The organism is Citrobacter europaeus, from assembly GCF_037482245.1.
Lineage (GTDB): Bacteria > Pseudomonadota > Gammaproteobacteria > Enterobacterales > Enterobacteriaceae > Citrobacter > Citrobacter europaeus.
Genome location: NZ_CP148084.1, coordinates 1,705,211 through 1,722,976, shown reverse-complemented (window position 1 = coordinate 1,722,976; position 17,766 = coordinate 1,705,211). Strand labels below are relative to the sequence as shown.

Below are 17,766 nucleotides of genomic sequence, written 5' to 3'. Positions count from 1 at the left end.
ACATTATCCTTACTTTTTAATGGGTTGAGACACATCGCTGGCATGGGTCTGGAGGTATTTCAGCAACGTACGCTCCTCCACCGGGTTAAGACGGTAATAGGTCGACATCGCTTTCAATCCGGCGATCCAGCCGTTAGCGGTATAACGGGTGGGAGGAGGAGTGCTATGGCAGGCACTACAGGTGGATTGCAGCATTTGATCTGAGTATTCCCAGATGGGCTCAAGCGTGCTGATAAGATCCTGCCCGGAGGTCCAGGCGGTGACGCTCACCTGCTGCCAGGCCTGATGTGAGTCAGGATCGACCTGGGTTTGTAGCACTTTTACGTTAGCCATCAGGGAGTCATCGAGAACGGCGGAAAACACGCGCTTACCCATATACTGGGTGATCACCCGCCCGCGTCCTTTGGTTTCACGCCAGCCCGTGATTTCGACCTGCACGTTACTGCCTCCTTTTTGCAGCACCTTGACCTCGGTGGCGGGAAATAACAGCGCTTTGCCTGCGGGGCTTCCTGCCGTTGCCGTCAGTGCTTTTTCACTTAACGAGAACAGCGTGCTCGCCTGCGATGACGACGCATCCTGACGCTGTAGCTGCTTAAAGCGATCGCGAAAACCGCTGCTCATATCGGGTTTGTGATGGGCAATTCCTTTGTGGCAATCAATGCAGTTGCTGTCTTTTGCCGCCGCCGCAGTCATTTGTGCCGCCGCATTTGCCGATTGTTTGCCGTGATCCATCGCCTCATAGCTGTGGCAGGATTTACACGCCGCTGAATTATTCGCGCTCATGCGCGCCCATTCCCGCTGGGCCAGCTCCGCCCGTTTTGCGGCAAATTTTTCGGGGGTATCGATCGAAGGAGAAATAAAGGTGTGGTAGAGATCGTTTAAGGCTTGCGTTTTACGAACCAACGTTGGCACGATGCCCGGCGGAATATGACAATCCTTACACTCCGCACGCACGCCAGAAGCATTGCGAAAATGCACGCTGGTTTTATATTCCTCTCCAGCCGTGCGCATCGAGTGACACGATAAACAAAACCCGGTAGTACTGGTGTAATGAACGCCTTGCCACGCTCCCCAAATCGCCAGGGCCATGACTACCGCTCCGACGAATGCGCACCACAGTGCATTTTTTCTTATCCACGACATGCTAGCCTCCATTTTTTTAATAGCGACACGCTAAGGGATAATAAAAATCAAAAATAGAGACAGCGCAGGCAGAGTATAGGAACAGCAATCACTCTATGAGATTCGTCAAATAGTAAAGAGCAGAAATTCGTAATATAGTGACCATCTATAAATAAGGATTTTCTCATGCTCACACTGACTCTCAATAGAGAAAGCCGTACTCCGCTACAGTTGCAGATATTTCAATTTTATTTACAGGCTATTCAGCAGGGAGATTTGTTGCGTGGAGATAAACTCCCTTCTATTCGCGAGCAGGCTCAGGTATTGAATGTAGCCAAAATAACGGTCGTGATGGCCTATGATAAGCTTATGGCGGCTGGGTTAATTAAGAGCCGACACGGCATTGGCTATGAGGTGATATTCACCACGCCTGTTCGTATCCCGCCTGCGCATGTTCCCATGTCCCAGGGCTCTCCGCCAGTAACACCCAAAGCAGCCGGGGTCTCTACCGATGTTTACGCAGAGCCTGGGCGGGAGTGTTACTGCCGGATGGGCGTCCCCGATCCCAATGCTTTTCCCTGGGCCAGTTGGCGAAAATGGAATAACGCGCCAAGCGTACTTAAAGAACAATTGCTTACCCGGTATCATTCACCAAACGGATTATTTTCACTGCGTGAACAACTGGTCAGATACCTTAATTTATCTCGTGGCATTAATACCCGGGCAGAGAACATCATTATTACCAACGGGATCCAGGAAGGATTGTCGCTGTTGAGTCAGATATTTATTATTCATCATGCCGTCAGCCAGCAAAAAAAAAGCCACGTTGTGACCGAATCCCCTTGTTATTCTGGCGCATGGCATCTGTTTAATTATTACGGCGCAAACATTACGTCAATTGCCGTAGATAACCACGGACTGCAAACAGATAATTTACCTGAATATGAAACTCAGCTTTGCTATGTGACGCCGGCCCACCAGTATCCGATGGGGAGCGTACTTTCGCTGGAGCGCCGTCAGGCATTATTAACGTGGGCACAGCGCGTCGGCGCTTATATCATAGAAGACGACTACGACGCTGTTTTTACCTATGGCGAGAATCACCTTCCTGCGCTGAAAGCCATGGATTATCACAACCGGGTTATCTACATGGGGACATTTTCTAAAACGCTGGGACCGGGGGCGCGTCTTGGCTACCTCATTTGCCCTGATGAATTGCTCCCGGCGGTACAGAATATGAAAGCGCTCAATAACAACGGCAGTCAGTGGTTGTTGCAGCAATTTTTAGCCGAATTAATGCAAAACCAGGTGTTTTATACGCATATCAGCAAGCTGGCCAGCAGCTATGCGGCGCGCCTCAACCAGTTACGCGATGGCCTTTCCGCGCGGTTTCCCACAGGGAAAATCGCTGGCGCAACGGCGGGTCTGCATCTCTCGTTACGCGTTGAAAGACACCCCGATACGATAGCCAGGCTGCAACAACGCTGCCTGCAGGCTGGGATCCGGTTTGACACTCTGGCGGATATAGAAAATGGGTCAGAAACCGCATGGCGTAAGGAGAACAGCGACGTGGTGATGTTTTTTGGCTTTGGCGGGTTGCAGATACAGCAGATTAATAGGGTACTGTCGGTACTGGAGCAGGCGCTGACGCAGCCTTGCTGAATAACAGGGATCGCGCCGGTGGCGCAATCCCTGTGGTAAGTCTTACAGCAGATCGCGGAACTGAGTTTGTTTCAGCGCCAGCTCAACGCCGCGAACTTCCGCCAGCCCTTTCAGACGACCAATTGCGGAGTAGCCGGGATTGGTTTTCTTGTGCAGATCGTCAAGCATCTGGTGTCCGTGATCCGGACGCATCGGGATAGGACGCAAATCACCCGCCTTTTTACGCCGCTGTTCTTCACTCAGGATGGCAGCGACCACCGATACCATATCCACATCGCCTTGCAGGTGCGCACCTTCGTGGAAGGTTTTCGGGTTATCTTCACGGCAGGTGGAGCGCAGATGCGTGAAGTGGATTCGATCGCCAAAGGTTTCGATCATTTTCACCAGATCGTTATCAGCACGCACGCCGTAAGAGCCGGTGCACATGGTGAAACCATTATTGATGCTGTCGACGGTTTCTTTCAGCCACTGCATATCTTCGATAGTCGAAACAATGCGCGGCAGGCCAAGGATCGGACGCGGCGGATCGTCAGGATGCACAGCCAGGCGCACGCCCACTTCTTCTGCCACTGGCACGATCGCCCGCAGGAATACCGCCATATTATCGCGCAGATCGTCTTTACTGATGCCGTCATATTCAGCGAGGCGCGCACGGAATTGATCCAGCGTATAGCCCTCTTCCGCGCCGGGCAGTCCGGCAATGATATTGCGGGTTAGCTTTTCAATTGCGGCATCGCTCATGGCATTGAAGTAGTCCAGCGCCTGACGTTGTTCTTCTGCGGTGTAATCCGCTTCAGCTCCCGGGCGTTGCAAAATATGCAGTTCGAAGGCCGCAAAAGCAATCTGGTCAAAACGTAGCGCTTTGGAGCCGTCTGGCAACTGATATTCCAGGTCAGTACGCGTCCAGTCGAGGATCGGCATGAAGTTATAGCACACAGTATCAATGCCGCAGGTCGCCAGATTGCGGATACTCTGCTGATAGTTGGCAATCCATGTTTGGTACTGGCCTGAACGCGTTTTGATATCTTCGTGAACAGGAATACTTTCCACCACCGACCAGGTCAGCCCTTTTTCAGCCAGAATGGCCTGACGCTGTTGAATCTCTTCTACCGGCCACACTTCACCGTTAGGAATATGGTGCAAGGCAGTCACAACACCCGTTGCGCCAGCCTGACGCACATCATCAAGCGATACCGGATCGTTAGGTCCGTACCAACGCCAGGTTTGTTCCATTGCTTCACCTCACAAGTTGTTATACCAAATTAAACTACCTGAATGATGACTACCATACAGGCATCCCATGGATGATCAACAGATGGCCGGTCATTGATTGATCCAGCTCACATTCCCCTGATAAATGAGGCACACCAATTCAATTTGCTGTCATATAACTTTATACTGCCATTGTTAATTAATGGTTAATCAGGTGTATTAAATGAAAACTATTGCCTCAGCGCCACTGGCGGAAAATGTCATGATGCCGCAGTACGACCGCCAGCAATTAAAAACGCGGATTGTGCATTTTGGTTTCGGTGCTTTTCATCGCGCCCATCAGGCGTTATTAACCGACAGGGTGCTGAACGCGCAGGGTGGAGACTGGGGAATTTGCGAGATCAGCCTGTTCAGCGGCGATCGGCTGATGCGTCAGCTTCGCGAACAGGACCATTTATTTACCGTGTTAGAAAAAGGAGCAAACGGCAATCAGCCCATCGTCATCGGCGCCGTTAACGAGTGTCTGAACGCCACGCTGGATTCGCTGGCGGCCATTATTGAAAAATTCTGCGAGCCTCAGGTGGCGATTGTCTCGTTAACTATCACCGAAAAAGGCTACTGTATCGATCCGGCGACGGGATCGTTGGATCTCTCTAATCCGCGAATTATTCACGATATGCAGACGCCGGCTGAACCGCACTCCGCGCCCGGAATAATTGTAGAAGCGCTGCACCGCCGACGTGAACGCGGGCTGCAACCATTTACCGTCCTCTCCTGCGATAACATCCCGGACAATGGCCATGTGGTAAAAAATGCCGTACTGGGAATGGCGGAAAAACGCTCACCTGAGCTGGCGCACTGGATCCAGGAGCACGTCAGTTTTCCGGGAACCATGGTGGACAGGATTGTTCCCGCCGCCACCGACGAGTCGCTGGCTGAAATCGCCCACGAGCTGGGTGTTGCCGATCCTTGCGCAATCAGTTGCGAACCGTTTATCCAATGGGTGATTGAAGACAACTTTGTGTGTGGTCGTCCGCAATGGGAAACCGCGGGTGTCCAGATGGTCGAAAACGTGTTGCCGTGGGAACAAATGAAACTGCGGATGCTGAACGGTAGCCATTCGTTCCTTGCTTATCTCGGCTATCTGGCCGGATTCCAGCACATCAGCGACTGTATGCAGGACAGCGCATTTCGTGAAGCCGCTTACCGGCTGATGCTCAATGAACAGGCCCCCACGCTGCAAATTACCGATGTGGATTTAGACCAGTATGCTTTAAGCCTGCTGGAACGCTTTGCCAACCCGGCGCTGAAACACAAAACCTGGCAAATAGCGATGGATGGTAGCCAGAAATTACCCCAGCGCATGCTGGAAGGGATCCGCGTACATTTAGCACGTCAAAGCGAGTGGCCGCTGCTGGCGCTCGGCGTCGCAGGCTGGATGCGCTACGTGAGCGGCGTGGATGATTCAGGCACTGCGATTGATATTCGTGACCCGTTAAGTGAGAAAATTGCCGCTCTGGTTAAACAGAGCACTGAATCAGAACGCGTCAGCGCCCTGCTTTCACTGCATGAGATTTTCGCCGCCGATCTCGTACAGAATCCGCAGTTTGTCGCGGCCATTCAGCAGGCCTGGCAGCGTATTGCCCAATACGGCGCGCATCAGGCTGTCATTGAAACGTTAAAAAATTAACGATTTCTGCCATTAAGCAGGACGAAGCACGTCTTCGTCCTCCCACCCCTTCTCTTTTTCCCCGTTTTTCGCCAGGATTGTTAAATGCCATTACGGTAATTTATGATTCTGGAGTAAATGTGACTAAAACCAATCTCATCACTGGTTTTCTCGGCAGTGGCAAAACCACCTCTATTCTTCATCTATTGGCGAACAAAGATCCCGCAGAGAAGTGGGCCGTGCTGGTCAATGAGTTTGGCGAAGTAGGCATCGATGGCGCACTGCTGGCCGACAGCGGCGCACTGCTAAAAGAGATCCCCGGCGGCTGTATGTGCTGCGTTAACGGTCTGCCAATGCAGGTAGGCCTTAATACGCTGCTGCGTCAGGGAAAACCCGACCGTCTGCTGATTGAACCCACCGGCCTCGGACATCCCAAACAGATTCTGGATTTACTCACCGCGCCGGTTTACGAGCCGTGGATCGACTTGCGCGCAACTCTCTGTATCCTTGACCCCCGCCTGTTGCTGGATGAAAAAAGCGTCGCCAATGACAATTTCCGCGATCAGCTGGCCGCCGCCGATATCATTGTTGCCAACAAAGCCGACCGGGCCACGATGGAAAGCGAAAATGCCCTGCAAAGCTGGTGGCAACACTACGGCGGCAATCGCCAGTTGGTTCATGCCGACCATGGGAAAATTGACGGGCAGCTACTGGATTTACCCCGACTCAACCTTGCGGAGCTTCCGACAAGCGCGGAGCATAATCATCGTCATGCCGACAAAAAGGGGCTGGCGGCGTTGAGTCTTCCGGCGCAGCAGCGCTGGCGGCGCAGCCTGAACAGCGGTCAGGGCCATCAGGCCTGCGGCTGGATTTTTGACGCCGATACGGTATTCGATACCATCGGTCTGCTGGAGTGGTCGCGTCTTGCTCCTGTTGGGCGCGTGAAAGGTGTAATGCGTATAAAAGAGGGACTGGTGCGCATTAACCGCCAGGGAGACGACTGGCACATTGAGACGCAAAACGTCGCGCCGCCGGATAGTCGTATTGAACTCATCTCTGATACCGAGACCGACTGGAATGCGTTACAGAGCGCATTGTTGAGACTTCGTTTAGACGCCAGCGCGTAAGGTTGCCTTCGTTTTATAGCAATGGTAAATGACGATGAAAACCCGATACCCTCTTATCCTCCTGCTTAATATCGCGGGCCTGGCGCTGTTTCTTTCCTGGTATCTTCCTGCCGGGCATGGGATCTGGTCTTCAATAGATACGGGCGTTTTCCGCTTCTTTAATCAGAAGCTGGTGGAAAGCCCGCTATTCTTATGGATTGTTGCTATTACCAATAACCGGGCATTTGATGGCTGCTCATTGCTGGCAATGGGCGCATTGATGCTGCATTTTTGGCTGAAAGAGACGTCGGAAGGTCGCCGACGCATTGTCGCTATTGGTCTGGTTATGCTGCTCACCGCAGTGGTATTAAATCAGTTAGGTCAGGCGCTTATTCCGGTTAAACGCGCCAGCCCCACTCTGATGCTGGATAATATTTACCGCGTCAGCGAACTGCTGCATATTCCGACCAAAGATGCGTCCAGAGACAGTTTCCCCGGCGATCACGGTATGATGCTGCTTATTTTTTCCGCATTTATGCTGCGTTATTTCGGAAAAACCGCCGGAATAATCGGCCTTATTATTGCTGTGGTTTTTGCCTTCCCGCGCGTAATGATTGGTGCTCACTGGCTCACCGATATCTTGATCGGTTCCATGACGGTCGTCCTGATTGGTCTGCCCTGGTGGCTAATGACGCCTTTAAGCGACCGATTAGTGACTCTGTTTGCGAATTACCTGCCGGGCAAAAACAAACAATTTTTAAACAAATAACGCAGAGTAATTAACATCATCAGAGATACTTCTGATTCCCTGATGATGCTTACTGATATTTCATCATTGTGGCTGTCATTCTCCTGTCATCTTATTCACGTTAAAAATGAGTAAGTTGCGTCTTTTTTATCCCAATTGTTCTTAATTTATACAATACCGATTATTCACTTTCTGTATCAATTTTTCTTATAAGAAATCACGTAAAATCACTCGCAATGACCGGAACGATCGGGTAATCTCGAACTCGTTTTGCCTCGCGGGATAATTATTCTCTTTATGAATAAATTTGTGCGTTCTGCCACAGATTTGACCTTAAAGAATTGTCTCATCGTGCGAGGGTAATTAGTCTCGTCACGTTTGGCATTTTTTATAACGATATTTATCGTTAAGGACTTCAAGGGAAAACAAACAAAATGGTCAAATCTCAACCGATTTTGAGATATATCTTGCGGGGCATACCCGCGATAGCAGTTGCGGTTCTGCTTTCTGCATGTAGCACAACGAACACCGCCAGGAATATGCATTCTGAGACGCATGCTGTGGGCAATGGAGATAACTCTTCACTGCAAGCCTCTCAGGATGAATTTGAAAATATGGTGCGTAATATCGATGTTAAATCACGTATTATGGACCAGTATGCTGACTGGAAAGGCGTGCGTTACCGCCTTGGCGGCAGCACCAAAAAAGGTATTGATTGTTCAAGCTTCGTACAACGTACGTTCCGTGAGCAATTTGGTTTAGAGCTTCCTCGCTCAACCTACGAACAACAGGAAACGGGTAAATCCGTTTCGCGCACTAACCTGCGCACAGGCGATCTGGTTCTATTCCGTGCTGGTTCCACCGGCCGTCACGTCGGTATTTATATCGGCAACAACCAGTTCGTACATGCCTCGACCAGCAGTGGCGTTATCATTTCCAGCATGAACGAACCTTACTGGAAAAAACGTTACAACGAAGCTCGCCGGGTCCTGAGCCGCAGTTAATTTCGTTTGGCAGCTATCCCTTGGCTATCCTGATGAGACATATTGAAAAGCACTGCTTCGGCGGTGCTTTTTTTTTGGCTTCGCCTCGTGACTAAGAAAAATCTCACAAGGTGAGTCATTTCAGGTTATATTCATACAGAATAAGCGCTTAACTCAGGTAAACATAAGGAACTATGTTCAGACGCTCCTCTTCATCCGGTCGGAAAATCCTGCTTTCCTGTATGTTAACGGGGCTTATCGTCGCGCTCCTTGTGAGTACCCTGCAATTTTTCGTGACCTGGCATAAACGAGACGTTAAGTACGACACGCTCCTTACCGATATCCAGAATTATGTCAGTAGCTACTTTGCCGATCTCCAAACCACCACTGATGCCCTTCAGCCACTTGTCGCCAACAGTTGCCAACAAGTCGGCGCTAAACTGACCTCCAGCGCGGCCTTTAGCCTCAACGTCCGCGCATTTTTACTGGTCAAAAACGGCATTGCTTTCTGCTCCTCCGCAACGGGTTCAATGTTCACCCCGATTTTAGATCTGGTTCCAAGTCTTGATATCAGTAGAACTATTGACGTGGAATTACTCCCCGGCACGCCCATGATGCCGAACAAGCCGGCGATAATGATTTGGCACCGCAACCCATCGTTTACTGACAGCGGCGTGTTTACCTCACTGAATATTAATCTGGCTCCTTACCTGCTTTATACCGCCCGACAGGATGATTTTGACGGCATTGCCATCGTCGTCGGTGATAACGCAATTTCGACATTTTCATCACGGATTATTGATGTCTCCGCCCTGCCTAAATCTCGCTGGCGGCAGGCGAGTCTGGAAGGTATCCCGCTACAGATTCGTTTATATGCCGATGAGTGGACCTACACCGACGTCTGGTATTCGATTATGTTGGGGTGTATGGCGGGGATTATTGCCGCTCTTCTTCTCTGGTATTACATCTACACCATCCGTTTACGCCCGGGCAAAGATATCCTCAACGCTATCAAACATAACCAATTTTATGTGGTGTACCAGCCCGTTGTAGAGGTGCAAACGCTCGAGGTGAAAGGTGCCGAGGTGTTATTACGCTGGAATCATCCGACAACGGGTGAAATCCCGCCGGATGCCTTCATTCACTACGCCGAATCACAGAAAATGATTGTCCCGCTGACCCAGCATCTCTTTAAGTTGATTGCGCAGGACGCGCCGATGCTGCAAAAAGTCTTACCCGCTGGCGCAAAATTGGGGATCAACATCGCGCCAACGCATCTGCACGGCGAAACGTTTAAAGACGACATTCATCGCCTGCAGGCTTCGCTTCCCGCCAACCATTTCCAGATGGTGCTGGAAATCACCGAACGGGATATGCTCAATCAACACGAGGCCACGAAGCTATTTGAATGGCTTCATTCAGCAGGTTTTGAAATTGCCATTGACGATTTTGGCACCGGTCATAGCGCACTGATTTATCTGGAACGCTTTACCGTTGACTATCTGAAAATCGATCGCGGCTTTATTAACGCCATCGGAACAGAGACCCTGACCTCTCCGGTTCTGGACGCTGTGTTGACACTCTCTAAGCGTCTTAATATGCTGACGGTTGCTGAAGGGGTTGAAACGCCTGAGCAAGCCCGTTGGCTGCGCGATCGTGGGGTGCATTTTTTCCAGGGATACTGGATTAGCCGACCATTAAAGCTTGCTGATTTCGTGCGTTGGATGGCACAGCCCAATAAGCCGACGTGGTGATCGCAGTATGCGAATCATAAACTCTCACTCGCCGCTACATCCCTTATCTTTCAGGCATGATGCCCGTCGGGTTGTAGCAGGAAAAGGAAATCGCTTTTAATGATCCCTCGCGTATTGCTTCTGTTCATCGCCCTCATCGGGTTTAGCGCCGAGGCGCAGTCCATCAAAGAAAGCTATGCTTTTGCCGTACTGGGCGAACCGAAGTACGCGTTTAACTTTAATCACTTTGATTACGTGAACCCTGCTGCCCCCAAAGGCGGGCAAATCACCCTCTCTGCCATTGGCACCTTCGATAACTTCAACCGCTATGCGATGCGCGGTAACCCCGGTGCACGTACCGAAACGCTTTACGACACGCTGTTTACCACCTCCGACGACGAACCTGGCAGCTACTATCCGCTCATCGCCGACAGCGCACGCTATGCTGACGACTATTCCTGGGTAGAAATCGCCATCAATCCGCGGGCGCGTTTTCACGATGGCTCCCCCATTACCGCCAGCGATGTCGCATTCACCTTCCACAAATTTATGACTGAAGGCGTGCCGCAGTTTCGTCTGGTCTATAAGGGAACAACGGTAAAAGCGATCGCGCCATTAACCGTACGCATTGAATTAGCCAAGCCGGGTAAAGAGGACATGCTCAGCCTGTTTTCATTACCCGTGATGCCAGAGAAGTACTGGAAAGATCATAAACTCAGCGATCCCTTATCATCGCCTCCGCTCGCCAGCGGCCCTTATCGCATCGCGAAATGGAAGATGGGTCAGTATATAGTCTATTCACGCGTCAAAGATTATTGGGCCGCGAACCTGCCAGTTAACCGCGGGCGCTGGAACTTTGATACCATTCGCTACGACTACTATCTGGATGACAACGTCGCCTTTGAAGCGTTTAAGGCTGGGGCGTTTGACCTGCGTCTTGAAAACGATGCCAAAAACTGGGCAACGCGTTATACCGGGAAAAATTTCGCCAATCATTACATCATCAAAGATGAGCAAAAAAACGAATCCGCCCAGGATACCCGCTGGCTGGCATTTAATATTCAGCGACCGGTGTTCAGCGACCGGCGGGTGCGGGAAGCCATCACGCTGGCCTTTGATTTTGAATGGATGAATAAAGCGCTGTTCTATAACGCCTGGAGCCGGACCAACAGCTATTTTCAGAATACCGAATATGCCGCGACAAAATACCCCGATGCGGATGAACTGGTGATACTCGCGCCTTTGAAAAAAGATCTCCCCCCTGAGGTCTTTAGCCAAATATACCAGCCGCCAAAATCAAAAGGCGATGGCTACGATCGTGACAACCTGTTGAAAGCCGATACCTTACTGGAACAGGCCGGATGGGTCTTAAAGGGACAGCAGCGCGTAAACAGCACCAGCGGTAAACCTCTGAGCTTTGAACTGTTGCTCCCGGCGGGCAGCAACAGTCAGTGGGTGCTGCCGTTCCAGCACAACCTGCAGCGCCTGGGCATTACAATGAATATCCGCCAGGTGGATAACTCACAAATCACAAACCGCCTGCGCAGTCGCGACTATGATATGATGCCAAGGTTGTATCGCGCAATGCCGTGGCCGAGCTCCGACCTGCAAATTCTTTGGGCCTCTGACTATATTGACTCCAGCTATAACGCTCCAGGAGTGCAAAGCCCGGTGATTGATAAACTGATCGGTCAGATCATCGCGGCACAAGGTGATAAAGCCAAGCTGATCCCGCTGGGCCGCGCACTGGACAGGGTATTAACCTGGAACTACTACATGTTGCCGATGTGGTTTATGGCAGAGGATCGCATTGCATGGTGGGATAAATTTTCGCATCCTGCTATTCGCCCAATTTATACTATTGGCCTCGACAACTGGTGGTATGACGTCAATAAAGCGGAGAAGCTGCCCGCAGCCAGGCGGCAGGGAGAATAAATGGGCGCTTATCTGATTCGACGTCTGCTGCTGGTGATCCCAACGCTTTGGGCCATCATCACCATCAACTTTTTTATCGTGCAAATCGCCCCCGGCGGCCCGGTTGAGCAGGCCGTCGCCGCTATTGAGTTCGGGCAAAGCGGGGCATTACCCGGCGCGGGCAGCGAAGGCGTTCGCGCCAGCCACGCGCAAACCGGCGTTGGAAACATCAGCGACAGTAATTATCGAGGCGGACGGGGTCTGGATCCGGAGGTTATCGCCGAAATCACTCGCCGCTACGGGTTCGATAAGCCTATTCATGAGCGTTATTTCAAAATGCTCTGGGACTATGTTCGTTTCGATTTCGGCGATAGCCTGTTTCGTAGCGCCTCAGTGCTGACGCTTATCAAAGACAGCCTGCCTGTTTCCGTTACGCTTGGGCTGTGGAGTACGCTCATCATTTATCTGGTGTCGATCCCGCTTGGGATCCGCAAAGCGGTACACAATGGCAGCCGATTTGATGTCTGGAGCAGCGCATTTATTATTATCGGCTATGCCATACCGGCCTTTCTGTTTGCCATTTTGCTGATTGTCTTTTTTGCCGGGGGAAGCTACTACGACCTGTTCCCGCTTCGCGGGCTGGTTTCCGCCAATTTTGACTCCCTGCCCTGGTATCAGAAAGTGACCGACTACCTTTGGCATATTACCCTACCGGTGCTGGCGACGGTGGTTGGCGGGTTTGCCGCGCTGACCATGTTGACCAAAAACTCATTTCTGGATGAGGTACGCAAGCAGTATGTCGTCACCGCGCGCGCCAAAGGTGTCAGCGAGAAAAATATTCTGTGGAAACATGTGTTTCGCAATGCCATGTTGCTGGTGATCGCTGGCTTTCCGGCGACGTTTATCAGCATGTTTTTTACCGGCTCACTGCTGATTGAAGTGATGTTCTCGCTTAACGGTCTGGGACTTCTGGGTTATGAATCCACCGTATCACGCGACTACCCGGTGATGTTCGGCACGCTCTATATTTTCACCCTGATCGGTCTGCTGCTGAATATCCTCAGCGACATCAGCTATACGCTGGTCGATCCCCGTATTGATTTTGAGGGACGCTAATGTCGCGATTAAGCCCCGTTAATCAGGCTCGCTGGGCGCGCTTTCGCCACAACCGTCGCGGCTACTGGTCGCTGTGGATTTTTCTGGTGCTGTTCGGTCTTAGCCTGTGTTCAGAACTGATTGCCAATGATAAGCCGCTGCTGGTGCGCTACGACAATAGCTGGTATTTCCCGCTGTTCAAAAACTACAGCGAAAGCGATTTCGGCGGACCGCTGGCGACCCAGGCTGATTATCAGGATCCGTGGCTACAGCAACGCCTGGAAAACCAGGGCTGGATCCTGTGGGCACCAATCCGCTTTGGGGCCACCAGCATTAACTTTGCCACCGATAAGCCCTTCCCTTCCCCGCCTTCGGCACAAAACTGGCTGGGCACAGACGCCAATGGCGGTGACGTGCTGGCGCGGATCCTCTACGGCACACGTATTTCTGTCCTGTTTGGATTAATGCTAACCCTGTGCTCCAGCGTGATGGGGATCATGGCTGGCGCAATCCAGGGCTACTATGGCGGCAAGGTGGATCTGTGGGGGCAACGATTCATTGAAGTTTGGTCAGGAATGCCAACGCTGTTTCTGATCATTCTGCTGTCGAGCGTGGTCCAGCCTAACTTCTGGTGGCTGCTGGGCATTACCGTGCTGTTTGGCTGGATGAGCCTGGTTGGCGTGGTGCGCGCGGAGTTTTTACGTACCCGAAACTTTGATTACATTCGTGCCGCTCAGGCGCTTGGCGTAAGCGATAGCAGTATTATTCTGCGTCATATGCTGCCCAACGCGATGGTCGCCGCCCTGACATTTTTACCGTTTATATTATGCGCCTCGATAACCACCCTGACCTCGCTGGATTTTCTTGGGTTCGGTTTACCGCTTGGCTCGCCATCGCTCGGAGAACTCCTGTTGCAGGGTAAAAACAACCTGCAGGCACCGTGGCTTGGGATCACCGCGTTCATCTCCGTCGCTCTGCTATTATCGCTACTGATCTTCATCGGTGAAGCAGTACGCGACGCGTTCGATCCCAATAAGGCGATTTAAGATGACACAACCGCTGTTAGCTATTGAGAATTTATCGGTAGGTTTTCGCCAACAAGAGACCGTGCGCACCGTCGTCAACGCCCTCTCACTGCGGGTTGATGCCGGACAAACTCTGGCGCTGGTGGGTGAATCTGGTTCGGGTAAAAGCGTGACCGCGCTTTCTATTTTACGGTTATTACCCTCCCCTCCGGTAGTCTACCTTTCCGGCGACATTCGTTTTCATGGAGAATCATTACTTCACGCCAACGAGCAGACGCTTCGCGGCGTACGAGGGAATAAAATCGCCATGATTTTCCAGGAGCCGATGGTGTCACTGAACCCGCTCCACAACCTGGAAAAACAGCTTTATGAAGTGCTGTCGCTGCATCGGGGGATGCGTCGCGAGGCTGCACGGGCCGAGATTCTGACCTGTCTGGATCGCGTTGGCATCCGTCAGGCGGCCAAACGTCTTGCAGACTACCCGCACCAGCTGTCCGGCGGTGAACGCCAGCGTGTGATGATCGCCATGGCGCTGCTAACACGACCGGAGCTGCTTATTGCCGATGAACCGACCACCGCGCTGGACGTTTCGGTACAGGCGCAGATCCTGCAGTTGCTGCGAGAGTTGCAGCGTGAGCTGAACATGGGATTACTGTTCATCACCCACAACCTGAGCATTGTGAAAAAGCTGGCCGATACCGTTGCGGTCATGCAAAACGGCCAGTGCGTTGAGCAAAATCGAGTAGCACAGCTGTTGGCTGCGCCAACGCATCCCTACACGCAGAAATTGTTAAACAGCGAACCTTCCGGCGATCCGGTGCCTGTACCTGCTGGGCAAGCTCCGCTGCTGGAAGTGGAGAAACTCCGCGTCGCCTTTCCCATCCGCAAAGGTATTCTGAAGCGCGTGGTGGACCATAACGTCGTCGTTAATAACGTCAGTTTTTCCCTCCGGCCCGGTGAAACGCTGGGGCTGGTTGGGGAATCTGGATCGGGGAAAAGTACTACCGGGCTGGCGCTGCTGAGACTTATCACCTCACAGGGTAGCATTGTGTTCGATGGTCTGGCGCTACATACCTTAAATCGTCGCCAGCTGTTGCCGGTCCGTCACCGCATTCAGGTGGTTTTTCAGGATCCCAATTCCTCGCTGAACCCGCGCCTGAGCGTGCTACAGATTATTGAGGAGGGGTTACGCGTTCATCAGCCAACCCTGTCAGCCGAACAGCGCGAAGCGCAGGTGAAAGCGGTAATGGCGGAAGTGGGTCTGGATAGCGAAACGCGGCATCGTTATCCGGCGGAGTTTTCCGGCGGCCAACGTCAACGTATAGCCATTGCCAGAGCGTTGATTCTCAAGCCTTCCCTGATCATTCTGGATGAACCAACATCGTCGCTCGACAGAACCGTACAGGCGCAAATCCTGACGTTGTTAAAGTCGTTACAGGAAAAGCATCGCCTGGCTTATATCTTTATCAGCCATGATTTGCACGTAGTACGCGCGTTATGCCATCAGGTTATTGTACTAAGGCAGGGAGAGGTCGTGGAACAAGGACAATGCGAGCACGTATTTAACGCGCCACAACAGGCATATACGCGTCAGCTGCTTGCGCTAAGCTGACGCTCAAAACGGATTGTTATTTGAAAACGGCTCTGCGATAGCCACGCCGAAATTTTTCAGCCTGCAGGTCGCGGCAAATTCATCCTGACGATTCACAAACAGGCACGGCTCTCCTTCGCATTCCAGTACAGAACAAGGTACCTCAATGTCGCTGAGGGCCTGGCTGAGTTTATGCATGACTGACCATGCGCTGTCACCATCAGGGCTAAGCAATTTGAGCGCCACCAGGCTGTTCTCATTGCTCTGACCGTTGTGCGGAATCGGTTCAACTTTTGAACCTGCGAAACCCACCGACCAACGATAGCACTGCGGCAGACGATGAACGATTGAGAGTTGTAATGTCATCACTTTCTTTCCCTGGAAGTACAATTACTTCACAATTATTTTACATCAATATTAACACATCATTGACAATACGTCTTTAAACAGTTGGTAAACGTTTACACCCTGTCGTTATGCCGTTTTCCGAACCCACTATTTAAATTTATTCAACGGTTCTGGCATATTTCCGCGCTATATGTACTCGTTTCTGCGATCTAACTCAACCTTTTTAACTACAATGATGTGACTTTTTACATAAATTGATTTTACATAAAATAAACATAAGCAGGGGAAATGATAGATTTGCGGTTGATGTACATCAACTCTGGAGGCCTTATGACCCCCAGGTTGTGTAATAGATCACCGTTTTTTGGCGCGACTGGCGTAGAGATAGAAGAGAATTGAACTGGTAGCGCAAAACGCTATCGACCATATCATTGGCCAGGCCGAGTTAAAGGTTGCCAGAGATAACAGCGCCCCAACGATAGCGCCAATGCCGAAGCGGAATGTCCCAGCCAACGATGACGCCGTTCCCGCCATATGCGGAAATTCATCCAGAATAACCGCCATGGCGTTGGATGACACCATCGACACACAGCCAACGAACACCGCAACACCCAGCACCAGCGCCCAGAAACCAACCCCGAACAGTGCGCTAAAGACCATCCAGCCCGCCATCACGAACTGGATCCACAGGCCGGTACGGAACATATTCAATGCGCCAACCCGACGAACAAAGCGGCTGTTGATGATGGTCATCACGAACAGGAAAACAATATTCAGCGCGAAGTAATAACCGAAATGCTGCGGCGAAACGTGGTTGATCTCAATATAGACAAAAGGTCCCGCGCTCAGGAACGAGAACATCCCGGCAAAGCTGAACCCACTGGCCAGCATATAGCTCAGTACGCGTTTATGGCGAAACAGCGAGGCAAAATTGCCAAGAGTAGTACGCAGGCGAAACGGCTGACGACGCTCTACCGGTAAGGTCTCTTTAATCAGCGTAAAGATCATCACCGATGCCAGAATAGCCGCCACGGCGAGGATCCAAAAGATGTAGTGCCAGCTCAGCCATACCAGCACCCAACCGCCTACGATGGGCGCTAACAGCGGCGCAATTGTCGTGACCAGCATGACAAATGACATCATGCGTGAAAACTCTTCCTTCGGATAGATATCGCGCATCAGGGCGTTGATAACCACGCTCGCCGCCGCAGCCGCCAGACCATGGAAGAAACGCATGACGATCAGTTGATCGATAGTTTGCGCCAGCGCACAGGCAACTGCCGCCGCCGCAAATACCAGCGTCCCGCCCAGAATAACCGGCTTGCGCCCAATGCTGTCAGCCATTGGACCATACAGCAACTGCCCCACCGCGAACCCAAGAATATAGGTGCTGAGGGTCATCTGCGCGCTACCTGCAGGCACACCAAACTGTTCAGAGATAACAGGCAGCGCCGGAAGATACATATCAATCGACAACGGCATCAGCATGGCTAATAAGCCAAGGATAAAGACAATGGCAATTGACGAGTTCTGCCGGGTGGTCACATTTAGCTCCTGA

14 protein-coding genes are annotated in these 17,766 nt (G+C 51.6%); 10 read left to right on the top strand and 4 right to left on the bottom strand.

Translation table 11 applies throughout. The features are described 5' to 3' along the window. Positions 1 to 9: 9 nt before the first annotated feature. The gene (gene torC / locus WHR59_RS07860) at positions 10 to 1,143 is read right to left on the bottom strand and encodes a pentaheme c-type cytochrome TorC (protein WP_087051317.1); all 1,134 of its coding nucleotides are present in this window, start codon (positions 1,141 to 1,143) and stop codon (positions 10 to 12) included. 165 nt (positions 1,144 to 1,308) lie between these two features. Between torC and WHR59_RS07855 the strand changes: the two genes are divergently transcribed. Beyond that, on the top strand, positions 1,309 to 2,784 hold the full coding sequence (locus WHR59_RS07855) for a PLP-dependent aminotransferase family protein (RefSeq protein ID WP_338843787.1): 1,476 nt from the start codon (positions 1,309 to 1,311) through the stop codon (positions 2,782 to 2,784). A 42-nt stretch (positions 2,785 to 2,826) separates the two neighbouring features. On the opposite strand, the gene uxuA is transcribed toward WHR59_RS07855, so the two are convergent. Beyond that, the gene (gene uxuA, locus WHR59_RS07850; RefSeq protein ID WP_043016983.1) at positions 2,827 to 4,017 is read right to left on the bottom strand and encodes a mannonate dehydratase; all 1,191 of its coding nucleotides are present in this window, start codon (positions 4,015 to 4,017) and stop codon (positions 2,827 to 2,829) included. 202 nt (positions 4,018 to 4,219) lie between these two features. Here uxuA and WHR59_RS07845 point away from each other — a divergent pair, with 202 nt between their 5' ends. The 9 genes from WHR59_RS07845 (at position 4,220) to yejF (ending at position 15,881) form a co-directional block, all read left to right on the top strand. Continuing rightward, the gene (locus WHR59_RS07845) at positions 4,220 to 5,686 is read left to right on the top strand and encodes a mannitol dehydrogenase family protein (protein WP_087052513.1); all 1,467 of its coding nucleotides are present in this window, start codon (positions 4,220 to 4,222) and stop codon (positions 5,684 to 5,686) included. A 119-nt stretch (positions 5,687 to 5,805) separates the two neighbouring features. Beyond that, a complete protein-coding gene (locus WHR59_RS07840; protein WP_047409913.1) occupies positions 5,806 to 6,792 on the top strand; it encodes a CobW family GTP-binding protein in 987 nt (328 codons plus the stop codon). 28 nt (positions 6,793 to 6,820) lie between these two features. Next, positions 6,821 to 7,540 (top strand): phosphatase PAP2 family protein, encoded by a 720-nt coding sequence (locus tag WHR59_RS07835; RefSeq protein ID WP_220771458.1) that lies wholly within the window; start codon positions 6,821 to 6,823, stop codon positions 7,538 to 7,540. 413 nt (positions 7,541 to 7,953) lie between these two features. Beyond that, entirely contained in the window at positions 7,954 to 8,523 is a 570-nt protein-coding gene (gene mepS / locus WHR59_RS07830) for a bifunctional murein DD-endopeptidase/murein LD-carboxypeptidase (protein WP_003027474.1), read from the top strand. 173 nt (positions 8,524 to 8,696) lie between these two features. After that, a complete protein-coding gene (locus tag WHR59_RS07825; protein ID WP_043016987.1) occupies positions 8,697 to 10,256 on the top strand; it encodes a cyclic di-GMP phosphodiesterase in 1,560 nt (519 codons plus the stop codon). A 99-nt stretch (positions 10,257 to 10,355) separates the two neighbouring features. Beyond that, positions 10,356 to 12,170 (top strand): extracellular solute-binding protein, encoded by a 1,815-nt coding sequence (locus tag WHR59_RS07820; RefSeq protein ID WP_043016988.1) that lies wholly within the window; start codon positions 10,356 to 10,358, stop codon positions 12,168 to 12,170. Further along, positions 12,171 to 13,265 (top strand): microcin C ABC transporter permease YejB, encoded by a 1,095-nt coding sequence (locus WHR59_RS07815; RefSeq protein ID WP_043016989.1) that lies wholly within the window; start codon positions 12,171 to 12,173, stop codon positions 13,263 to 13,265. It abuts the gene before it with no gap. Continuing rightward, positions 13,265 to 14,290, top strand: coding sequence for an ABC transporter permease (locus WHR59_RS07810; protein WP_043016990.1), 1,026 nt, complete (start codon positions 13,265 to 13,267; stop codon positions 14,288 to 14,290). Before WHR59_RS07815 ends, WHR59_RS07810 begins: the two co-directional genes overlap by 1 nt. Position 14,291: 1 nt before the next feature. After that, positions 14,292 to 15,881, top strand: a complete 1,590-nt coding sequence (gene yejF / locus WHR59_RS07805) for a microcin C ABC transporter ATP-binding protein YejF (RefSeq protein WP_087051314.1) — start codon at positions 14,292 to 14,294, stop codon at positions 15,879 to 15,881. A 3-nt stretch (positions 15,882 to 15,884) separates the two neighbouring features. Here yejF and WHR59_RS07800 read toward each other — a convergent pair whose 3' ends face one another. Together WHR59_RS07800 and WHR59_RS07795 are read right to left on the bottom strand one after the other, a co-directional pair. After that, on the bottom strand, positions 15,885 to 16,229 hold the full coding sequence (locus WHR59_RS07800; RefSeq protein ID WP_087051313.1) for a YejG family protein: 345 nt from the start codon (positions 16,227 to 16,229) through the stop codon (positions 15,885 to 15,887). A gap of 333 nt (positions 16,230 to 16,562) precedes the next feature. Further along, positions 16,563 to 17,753: a Bcr/CflA family multidrug efflux MFS transporter gene (locus WHR59_RS07795; protein ID WP_087051312.1), complete on the bottom strand. Its 1,191-nt coding sequence runs from the start codon at positions 17,751 to 17,753 to the stop codon at positions 16,563 to 16,565. Positions 17,754 to 17,766 lie beyond the last annotated feature (13 nt).

Coding starts and splice junctions, on each gene's coding strand:
- torC (WP_087051317.1), bottom strand. CDS start 1,143: ATGTCGTGGATAAGAAAAAATGCACTGTGGTGCGCATTCGTCGGAGCG.
- WHR59_RS07855 (WP_338843787.1), top strand. CDS start 1,309: ATGCTCACACTGACTCTCAATAGAGAAAGCCGTACTCCGCTACAGTTG.
- uxuA (WP_043016983.1), bottom strand. CDS start 4,017: ATGGAACAAACCTGGCGTTGGTACGGACCTAACGATCCGGTATCGCTT.
- WHR59_RS07845 (WP_087052513.1), top strand. CDS start 4,220: ATGAAAACTATTGCCTCAGCGCCACTGGCGGAAAATGTCATGATGCCG.
- WHR59_RS07835 (WP_220771458.1), top strand. CDS start 6,821: ATGACGATGAAAACCCGATACCCTCTTATCCTCCTGCTTAATATCGCG.
- mepS (WP_003027474.1), top strand. CDS start 7,954: ATGGTCAAATCTCAACCGATTTTGAGATATATCTTGCGGGGCATACCC.
- WHR59_RS07825 (WP_043016987.1), top strand. CDS start 8,697: ATGTTCAGACGCTCCTCTTCATCCGGTCGGAAAATCCTGCTTTCCTGT.
- WHR59_RS07820 (WP_043016988.1), top strand. CDS start 10,356: ATGATCCCTCGCGTATTGCTTCTGTTCATCGCCCTCATCGGGTTTAGC.
- WHR59_RS07815 (WP_043016989.1), top strand. CDS start 12,171: ATGGGCGCTTATCTGATTCGACGTCTGCTGCTGGTGATCCCAACGCTT.
- WHR59_RS07810 (WP_043016990.1), top strand. CDS start 13,265: ATGTCGCGATTAAGCCCCGTTAATCAGGCTCGCTGGGCGCGCTTTCGC.
- yejF (WP_087051314.1), top strand. CDS start 14,292: ATGACACAACCGCTGTTAGCTATTGAGAATTTATCGGTAGGTTTTCGC.